Consider the following 8830-nt stretch of genomic DNA (forward strand, 5'->3'; position numbering starts at 1 on the left):
GCCTCAAGGACCGCGACCTCGGCCGCGTCCCCGCCGCCGGCAAGACCGACGACTAGCTAGATCAACAACCGCAGAGGGGTCCGTTTTCGGCCGTCGCCAGAGGGTCCAGATTCAGGCGCCGTTGACAGCTGCGAACGGTCTTCGACCTGGCCCGGTACTCGTCGAAGGAGACCGTGACCCCGGACAACGTGTGGCCGCTCGACCGGAGTTGGCTCCTGACGACGGACTACGACCTGTGGGCCACGCGTCTCGCCGGTCCAGCTGCGCTGATCGCCGCGATCGAAGCTGACCCAGAACTGGAGACCACCCGCTTCGGAAGACGACCCGAGTCGACGGACATCGAGGAATGAGCGCTCCCGTCCCCGTCCGCGTCCCGGTCGTCCCCGCAGACGGCCGACCGGAGGGCCGCCGGACACGCCAGTGCGCCGACCGGCGTGGTCGCCGGCACCGGTCCCGCCTGCGGCCGCCCCCGCTGCGTTGCTCGGTGGCCGGCGGGGATGCACGGTCTGTCTCCGGTTCCTCCCCTGCGGCGGCCTCGTTGGATCGGGTATGGGGGACCTCGGCACCAGCTTCGGCAGGCGACTCACACCGGTACTGACCTTTCTCGGGGCCACCCTGGTGGCGTTCGCCCTGGTCACCGGGTGCTCCTCGGATGGCCGGGGCTCCTCGGCGGCGTCGACGTCCGGGTATTCCACGACGCCGCTGGGTTGCCCGGCTGACCTGCCGCGGCTCCCCTTGCAGACCGACGAGGCGCACCTCGAATGCACTGAACGGGCGCTGATCGGCCTGGTCTGCGATCTGAATCCCGATGCGCTCACGCAGGTTGGTGCTGGCGGAACCAAGCTGGTTCGGCAGGTGCGTTACTCCGCGGCCAACCCACGCAACATCGCCAACGTCACCTACGACGAGCTGAACAGTTCCAACTACCTGATCAACCTGGGCTGCACGGTCCCGGGCGGCGGTGTCGCTACGAAGAAGGGCAACGTGCAGCTGAGCTACGCGGATTGGGGGGTGATCGCCTCACCCGGCACGTCGTTGCCTCAGGCTCTGCAGCCGCAGAACCTTGCCCGGCCCCGCCCGTCGTGGGTGCAGCCGCCCCCGACGCCCTCAGAGTCCTACGCGCCGGCGCCGGAGGTGCCCGACAATCCGGGGTTCGCCGATTGCGAGTCCCGGGCCTTCGAGGTGTTCACCCGCTTCGCCAATGGCCAGCTCACCCTCGCCCAGGCCCGCCAGCAGCTTCCCGCCGGGGTTCCGCCGGCGTCGCTGACCCGCAGTCTGGAGGGTGTGAAGCGCTATGAGTCGGAGGGCATCAGCCATGCCGACGCTGTCTCTGAGGCCGGCGGGGCGGTCGGGCAGGCCTGTCCCCGCTGACCGAGCCGCCCCCCGACCTCACGGTGTGCTCAGCACTCGCTGGCGGGGAGTTGTCCCTGTTCGCAGGCGTACTGCGTCTGGAGGTCCCCGGAGCTGGGCGCCCGGCCGGCGGCCTTGCCGGGGTCGAGATAGCCCTGGTATTCCGCGCAGGACGGGTTGAACACCCCGCGAGCCACCGCCCGCTGCCCACAGCCAGGGCCGGTGTCCGCGCTGCTGCTGCGGCTTCGGGTGCTGCTCGGGGCGGCCGCCTTGGTGCTCTTCGTCGTGGTCGTCGCCCTCGTGGTGCTCGTAGCCGACGCGGCGGCGGTCGGGGTCGTGCCGCGGTAGAAGACCGGAGCGCTGGAGAGCTGCCCGGGCGTGGTGATCTCCTCCGCCGTCAGGACCATGTCGGCTGGCTGCGCGGGCACTGGGTATGTCTGATCGAACGACTGCGACTGGCCGGGCAGCAACGCCCCGCCGGCGAGCGTGACCTCCGGCGGCTCGCTGACCGCAAGGTTGTTGTCGGGTTGACCGTTGAAGGTGGCGGTCCAGCGCACCTTCGGTGGCTCGAAGGGCCCCGGCGACCGGTTGGTCAACGTGATCGGGACCTGCAGCACCGTCTTGGGCACCGAGGACCCGTAGCCGTTCTTCGTCCGGTACACCCGAGGGGCCTCAGCCCGGACCTCGATGCCGTCTCCGAAGGTGAACGGCGCCCCGAACGTGAGCGGTGCGGCCGCGGCCGCGGTCGTCGGCGCCGCCGGTATCGCGTCACCGCTGCCGTCACCGCAGCCGGACGCGACCAGCACCACGGCCAGCAATCCCGCGGCCCATCCGCCCGCTCGTGCCCGAACCATCTCGGCCCCCTCGGCCTCGACTTCCACCCCGAGGCGGGCACGCTACAAGTGCCCGTCGAGCACCCGCAGGACGACAGACGGCCATCGGGGCATTGCACTCGCCGGATCGTGGCTGTCCTGGCCGATCGGCACCGCCTGCACCCTAGGCAGGGTGTGCTCCGGCCCGAGCTGTCCTCCGCGCACGGGCACTACCTGCCGCTGCGACATGTCAGTTCCAGGGCCGGGTGGGCTGCTCTACCCTCGATGTGGAGCCGTATCGCTGCTGGTCGAAGGAGGTGTGTGGTGGCGCTGTTCCCGCTGGGTCGCTACGGCGACAACCACGTCACCCCGGCCATGCTGTTCGATCCGCGAGATCCGGGTGCTCGTCCGCCGTCCGATGCGGTCGACGTGCAGTTCCGGCTGCCGTCGTCGCTGAACGCGATGCTCGACGGGATGGCTCGCGCGGGCCGTGACGACCTCATCGATCCCTGGCGGGCCCTGTACTCCGAGATCGCCGAGAGCACCGCGACGCAGCTGCAGCACGGCGGCTACGGCATCGACAACGAGCAGGCCGGGAAGGCTCCGGCCCGTCTTGAGATCACCGCGATCATGCACCGCGAGGTGCCCGGATTCGCGGTCGCGCGCTGGCACCTGCACCTCTACATCGGTGCGACCGCGACCTCGCTGCTCGACGGCCGCCGGCTTCCCGTGGCCTGGGACAGCATCGACAACGTCACCTCCGCAGTGGCGTGGCCGCACTACATCAACCAGGTCGAGCAGCGCACCATCGAGCTGTGGGGTGTCCGCTGGGACGAGCCCCGACTTGGCGCCCAGCCCGAGATCGTCGAGCCGGCCTGGCACGAGCACGTCGACAGCCTCGACCGCGGCGTGTGCCCCGGCCCGTGGGGCGACCACCAGACCATGGTTGCCGACGAGGCCACGGTGCAGCAGGCCATCAAGGACGAGGAGTTCCTCGCGCGCGAGCACGCAGCCGGACGCGAGCTCAAGCGGGCGAAGCTGCTCTTCGAGGACGACGACGAGGACTTCCCGGCGAGCGCCACCGGCTGATCCGCCGACGGCGACCGCTGCAGGCTCGCCCTGGTCTGACGATGCCCTCGCGGGGCGGGCGCGGTTAGTCGATCTCGGGTCCCCAGTCGCGTTCGCGCTGGCGTTCGAGTTCGAGCTGGCGCTGCTGCGCCTGCTGGGGCGACCGGTGCGTGGAGAGTTCGTCGTCGAGCGCCGACTCCCGATCGAACTCCGGCGCGACCGCCGGACGACCAGATTGGGGCGACGGCTCGCCGGGCTGCGTCTGGTGAGCCTGCTCCACCTCGCGGGCGATCCGCGCGGCTCGCATCTCGCGGGCGGTCTGGCGCAGCTCCTCTCCGCCGCGCCGTCCCGGCGGGCCGCTCGCGGCGTCCTGGTGCGGCCCGTCCTGGGACGGGAGCTCCCAAGCGGCCGGTCGGACCGCGGACCGAGCGGTCTGCGCGGCGGGCTCCTCGCTCGGCCCGACCTCCGGGGTGGCGGGAGAAGGCTCGTTCACGGTCGTTCCAAGGTTGACCCCGGCGGTGTGTTCGACCGGTGGGGTCTGCTCGAGGTCGGGCGCCCCGACCGGGTGTGGCTCGATGACGGGGAGGTCCGCGGCCCTGCGGCGAAGGTCGGCGAGCTCGAGTGCGCGGGCGCTCGCGAGATCGACGTCCGAGAGCACCTGTTCGGGGTCGAGCCGGGCCCCGTGCTCGGCGCGGATGTGCTCGACGGCGACCTCGAAGTTCCGGGCGCGCAGCACCGCCTCGCGGGTGTCGCGGTCCATGGTTCCGTCGGGGTCGACCGCGGCCAGGGCCTGTTCGTGCTCGTACGCTAGTCGGTCGAGGAACTGTTGGTGACGCTCGGAGCGAGACGCAGCGTCCTGGTCGAGTTCGGTTGCCGCCTTCGGATCGAGGTCGAAGGGCTGCTGCTCGGGGCGGTCTGGCGCCGCCGCAGCAGGTTCCGGCTCGCCAGGGTCTGGGTGACCGAACGCCGGGCCGTCTGCGTCCGGCTCGACGAACGTCGGCGAGCTCTGGCCGGGCTCGGATTCGGCGACGCGGGGCAGGCCGCGACGGTCGAGCTCGTGGCTGGCGCTCAACGCCGCTTCGCGGACGTCGCGGGAGGCTTCCCACCAGGCTTCGCGGGTGAGGTGGGCCTGGTCGAGGCTGTCCGCGAATGCCTGGGCCTGCTCGGCCATCACTTCATCGGCGTGGACACGCTCGACCAGGCGCGCCCGCTCGGGGTGGTCGACCGCCATGGTGTCGAGGCGGGCCCTCCCGAGGACGGCGTCGTTGGTGGCGTCGTGCACCAGGGCGAGGGCCTCTCCACGCTCCTCGGCCACCGGCACCGGCGCCCACTGCTGGCGCAGGTCCCAGCGCCGGATCGCGGCGCGCAGCTCCTGGTCGCTGGCCTTACGCCAGTCGACCACTCGCGGGTCCCCGGCGCCTGCGGCGGCGGCGCGGGACCACAGCTCGTGGGCGAGCTGCTGGGCGGGCGGGGGCGCGGCACCGATGCTGACCTGCTCGTCGGGGATACCGCGCCACTCGCGGTAGGCCGCGACCTGCCCGGCCCCGCGCGCCCAGACGGCGTGCGCGGCCGACTCAGTGGTGGCGTCGGGAATCGGGCCCAGCCACTCGATCGCCCAGGTCGGCGCCGAAGCGACGGTCTCCTGGCCGAGCTCCTCGCTGCGCTCGTGTGCGCGTCGGGCCAGAGCCGCGAGCACCCCTTCGACGGCGTCGCCGGTCTCGGCGGCGCGGGCGCGGTGCTGCTCGGCGAGCTGGTCCCACGCCGGGCGCACCGTGCGCTGACCGTCGACGACCTCTTCCCGGGTGCGCTCGGGGGTCCGGCTCTCCTGAAGAACCCCGAGACGCCAGTGCATCACCTTTGCCAGCTCGCGGGCCCCACGGAAGGAGGCCATCTCCTTGGCCTCACCGAAGATCGCGGTGATGTCGTGTCCTTCGAGCTCGACCGCCCGCATTCGCCCCAGCAGCGCCGCGAACGCCCGCTCTTCCGCGATCCCCGCGCCGAGCTCGGCGACGGCGAGCGCTGCGTGGCGGGTGTGGCCCTGCTCGGCGGCGACACGCTCGTAGTGCTCGGCCAGGGTCAGCATCGACCGTGACTCGATCGCGGCGTTCGCCGCGACGGTCAGGGCGGCGTCGGTCAGCTCACCGGCGTCGTTCTCCAGGATCCGCACGAGCGCCGACACCGCGGTGTCCCGTTCACGCTGCGGGGCGTGCGGGTCGGGGTCGACCTCGGTCTGCAGGTAGATGACGTTGAGGTGCCGGCCACGGGTCGAGGCAGGGTAGAGCGCCTCGGCGCTCATCCCCCGCTCCGCGAGCGCCCGCGCCCGGTCCACCGTGACGCCCTGCGCGGCGTGGTTGGTCACCGCGTACGCCAACGTCACCTGCTTCCGGACGTACTCCTTCGTGAGATGCGCGATGGCGCCGTGCTCGTCGCGGGCCAGGACGGTGGAGGTGTCCGCGTCGTAGCCGACGACGGTGAACACCTGCCGGTTCGCGACCGGCATCGCCTCGCCCCGCTGCCCGTCGGCGTCGACCGGCGCATCGACGCGCAGCGATGCGTTGCCCTCGCGGGCCTGGATCAGGTCGCCCATGCGCAGCCCGGTCCCGCCACGCAGCTCGGCGATCTTCTCCCGACCGACGAGGCCGAGGTCGGCGAGCTGGGACTGGATGTCGCGTGAGAGGAGCTCCGCGCGCTGGTTGCTGCCCACGATGAGCAGCCCGGAGACCCCGGCGACCCGGTCGGCGAGGTAGTCGCGGGTGGCGAGGTACTCCATCTGCTCGAGCGTCCCGGCCCGCAGTCGGCCCTCGTTCGCGTACACGGGCGCCACCGCGGCGTCGCCGACACGCAGCCGCAGCGACGCCTCGCGCTCCCAGGCCGCGGAGAACCGGTGCACGGTCTCGAGCTCGATCGCGCCGGGCTGCTCGGCGAGGTGGGCGAACAGGCCACCGGCACCGACCGCGGGCAGCTGGTGGTGGTCCCCGGCCCAGATGACCTTCGCGCCGGCGCGGGCGGCGTGCCGGGTCAGGGCGTCGAGGTCGCTGGTGGTGGCCATGCCGGCTTCGTCGATGACCAGCAGGTCGTTGGCCTGCAGCGTCAGACGCACGCGGCCGTGTTCGTCGGGCTCCAGGCTCCGGCGGAGCTTCGCGAAGTTCGCGGCGAGGAACCCCAGCTCGGCGAGCTCCTGGGTGGAGTCGTTCAACTCGGCCTGGGTGCCGAGGTCGCGCAGGTTGCGGGTGGCGACCTCGGCGGCCGCAGTACCGATGACCCGGCCGCCGTGCTCGGCCTGCCAGGCCTGGGCGAGCTGGGCCAGGGTGTGCGACTTCCCCGCCCCGGCGGGCCCGACGAGGACCTCGACCTGTCGCGGCGACGCGAGCACCTCCGCGACGGCCTGCACCTGATCGACCGAGAGGCCGGCGCGGCGGGCCCGGTCGGCGACCCGCCCGACGGTCTCGGGGTCCAGCGACGGCGCGGTCGGTGCCTGCGCGGTGGCGACGAGGCGTTCTTCGAGGGAGAGGTGCGCGGCGCTGACGTAGCGCTCGTCGATCGGGGCGCGGAACCGGGAGCGGCCGTCGACCTCGCGGCGAAGCTCCGGCGGGATCGGCACCGGGTCGCCCATCGAGACCTGCACGACCCGACCGTCGGGGCCCGGGGCGACCGCGGTGCGGGCGAGGTCGGCGACCCAGGCGTGTCGCTCGGCGATCGCGAGCCCGACCGCACCGGCAGCCGCCCCGAGGTGGTTGTCGATCTCGCGGTGCAGCGCCCCGATCGACCACGACGGGTACTTCGCCTGCACGCTCTCCAGCCCGGCGGCCACCGCCCGGGCGCCCAGCTCGATGCGCGCGGCCAACGCCTCGGGCGACTCCGTGACCGGGGTGCGGCCGTCGGCCAGCTCGTGGCCACCGGCGCCGAGTTCGCGGCCGGTGGCCACGTCTCGGTCGGCCACGTAGCCGGTGGCCATGGGCTCGGGGTGGCCACCGGCGGCGGCGGCGATGACCGCGGCGTCGACCTCATCGAGGGCAGCGGTCAACCGCTGCGCGCGGCCGTCGACGCCGGCCACCCACGCGGCCACCGCTGCCGGGCCCGCGGGGCCGGTCTTCGGACGGCGGGTGTCTTTCACCGCCTGGTCGACGATCTTGCGGCGGGCCTGCGGACCGGGCTCGTGACCGTGCCGCTCCTGGTAGGCGGCGACCAGCTCCTCGATCCGGGGCTCGACGTGCTCCCGGGTCCGGCTCGACGCCTCCTCGAGCAGCGTCGGGTCGATCCCGGCGATCTCGCGCCCGTGCCCGTCGGGCCGCTCCACCCACACGACCCCGGTCAGGTCGGACAGGATCGCCTCCATCGCCCGGTCGTACATCGACGCCATCGCGTCCTTGACCGGCCGGAACGCCGCCCCGTCGAGGGCGTAGACCCGCCCGTCGTCCAGCGCGACCCGGTTGAGCACCGCGACGTGGGCGTGCAGCTGGGGTTCGCCGTCGCGGTTGGTGTGGTGCCCGAACAGCACCGCCGAGAGCCCGGTCGCCTTCTGCCACTCCCCCGTGGTGCGCCCCGACGGCGACGCCCGCCCGTGCCGCCCGGTCTTCGCCCACGCCACCTGCGCCTCGGCGGACTCCACCGCGAGCCGCACGGCCTGGTCGTGGGCGTCGCGGACCGCCTGCGCCAGCGCGACATCCCCGGCCGCGAGCAGCGCCGCGTAGTACACCGACACGCTCTTGACCGGCGAAAACGTCACGTCGTAGTAGGCGGTGTTCGACCGCGAGTTCCGCGCGGTCGTCACCTCGATCTCGCGCTGGCGCTCCGGAGTGGCGTCCGGCTCCGCCTTCAGCGCCGCGTCCACCCGCTCGGCGAGCGTCTGATAGTTCCGTGGCTTCGCCCCCAGGTAGATCGGGGTGTCCTTCGTGGAGCCGGGGCGCTGCGAGCCCGGGAACCGCAGCTCCCCGAACAGCGCCCGCAAGTCGTTTTCCCGCGCCGTGTCCCCGGCCCGGTAGGACAACCCCAGGCCCTGCATCCCCGTGCCCAGCCACCGGCCGGCGGGCTCACCGCGGTCGTCGAGGAAGTACCCGACCCCGCTCTCCCGCTGCGGCTGCACCTGCGCCTCGAGACCCGGCTCGGCCCCGTCGGCCTCGAGTTCCTGGCCCGGTTCCCGCTCCGTGCCGGGCTCGGGCTCCGCCGGGTCGCAGCCGTGCAGCAGGTACTCCACCGCACCCGGCCCGATGGCCTGAATCCGGACGACGCCCACTGCACTCACCTCCCCGACTGGACCACCCCGAGGGCGCCCGTAGGGCGCCCCCGGCAAGATCATTTGATTCATGTGTCTGCGGGTTCGTGGTGAGGCTAGCAGCAGGGCAGGACAGCATGAAGATCATCGAATAGATGATCAAGAAGAACGGCCAGGACAAGATCAAGCACGGAAGTAGAGAGCGCCGAGCAAGATCAACGAAAGCGGCCAAGACCAACGGGACGAGGACAGGACGATCAACTGTGGAACGACGCTGGAAGTGCAGTGGCAGACGTCGTGGAAGTTGCAGTGGGCGTTGCGGAATTTGCAGTGGGTTAAGGGTGGTCGGCGACGCTGCAGGAGGTGGTGTAGCTGGCGGCGAAGGGGC

5 protein-coding genes are annotated in these 8830 nt (G+C 72.4%); 3 read left to right on the plus strand and 2 right to left on the minus strand.

Features of this window, described 5'->3' with window-relative positions:
* The first annotated feature begins 173 nt into the window (after positions 1 to 173).
* Both LN037_RS31770 and LN037_RS31775 read left to right on the plus strand, forming a co-directional pair.
* Positions 174 to 350, plus strand: coding sequence for a hypothetical protein (locus LN037_RS31770; RefSeq protein ID WP_230761071.1), 177 nt, complete (start codon positions 174 to 176; stop codon positions 348 to 350).
* A 199-nt stretch (positions 351 to 549) separates the two neighbouring features.
* Positions 550 to 1371, plus strand: a complete 822-nt coding sequence (locus LN037_RS31775) for a hypothetical protein (protein ID WP_230761073.1) — start codon at positions 550 to 552, stop codon at positions 1369 to 1371.
* A 29-nt stretch (positions 1372 to 1400) separates the two neighbouring features.
* On the opposite strand, the gene LN037_RS31780 is transcribed toward LN037_RS31775, so the two are convergent.
* The gene (locus LN037_RS31780) at positions 1401 to 2231 is read right to left on the minus strand and encodes a hypothetical protein (protein WP_230761074.1); all 831 of its coding nucleotides are present in this window, start codon (positions 2229 to 2231) and stop codon (positions 1401 to 1403) included.
* Positions 2232 to 2486: 255 nt separating this feature from the next.
* On the opposite strand from LN037_RS31780, the gene LN037_RS31785 reads away from it, so the two are divergent.
* On the plus strand, positions 2487 to 3251 hold the full coding sequence (locus LN037_RS31785; protein ID WP_230761076.1) for a hypothetical protein: 765 nt from the start codon (positions 2487 to 2489) through the stop codon (positions 3249 to 3251).
* A 64-nt stretch (positions 3252 to 3315) separates the two neighbouring features.
* On the opposite strand, the gene mobF is transcribed toward LN037_RS31785, so the two are convergent.
* Positions 3316 to 8472 carry a MobF family relaxase gene (gene mobF / locus LN037_RS31790; RefSeq protein WP_230761078.1) on the minus strand — a complete coding sequence of 1719 codons (5157 nt, stop codon included), beginning with the start codon at positions 8470 to 8472 and terminating at the stop codon, positions 3316 to 3318.
* Between the last annotated feature and the right edge of the window lie 358 nt (positions 8473 to 8830).

This window comes from Actinomycetospora soli, from assembly GCF_021026295.1.
GTDB lineage: Bacteria > Actinomycetota > Actinomycetes > Mycobacteriales > Pseudonocardiaceae > Actinomycetospora > Actinomycetospora soli.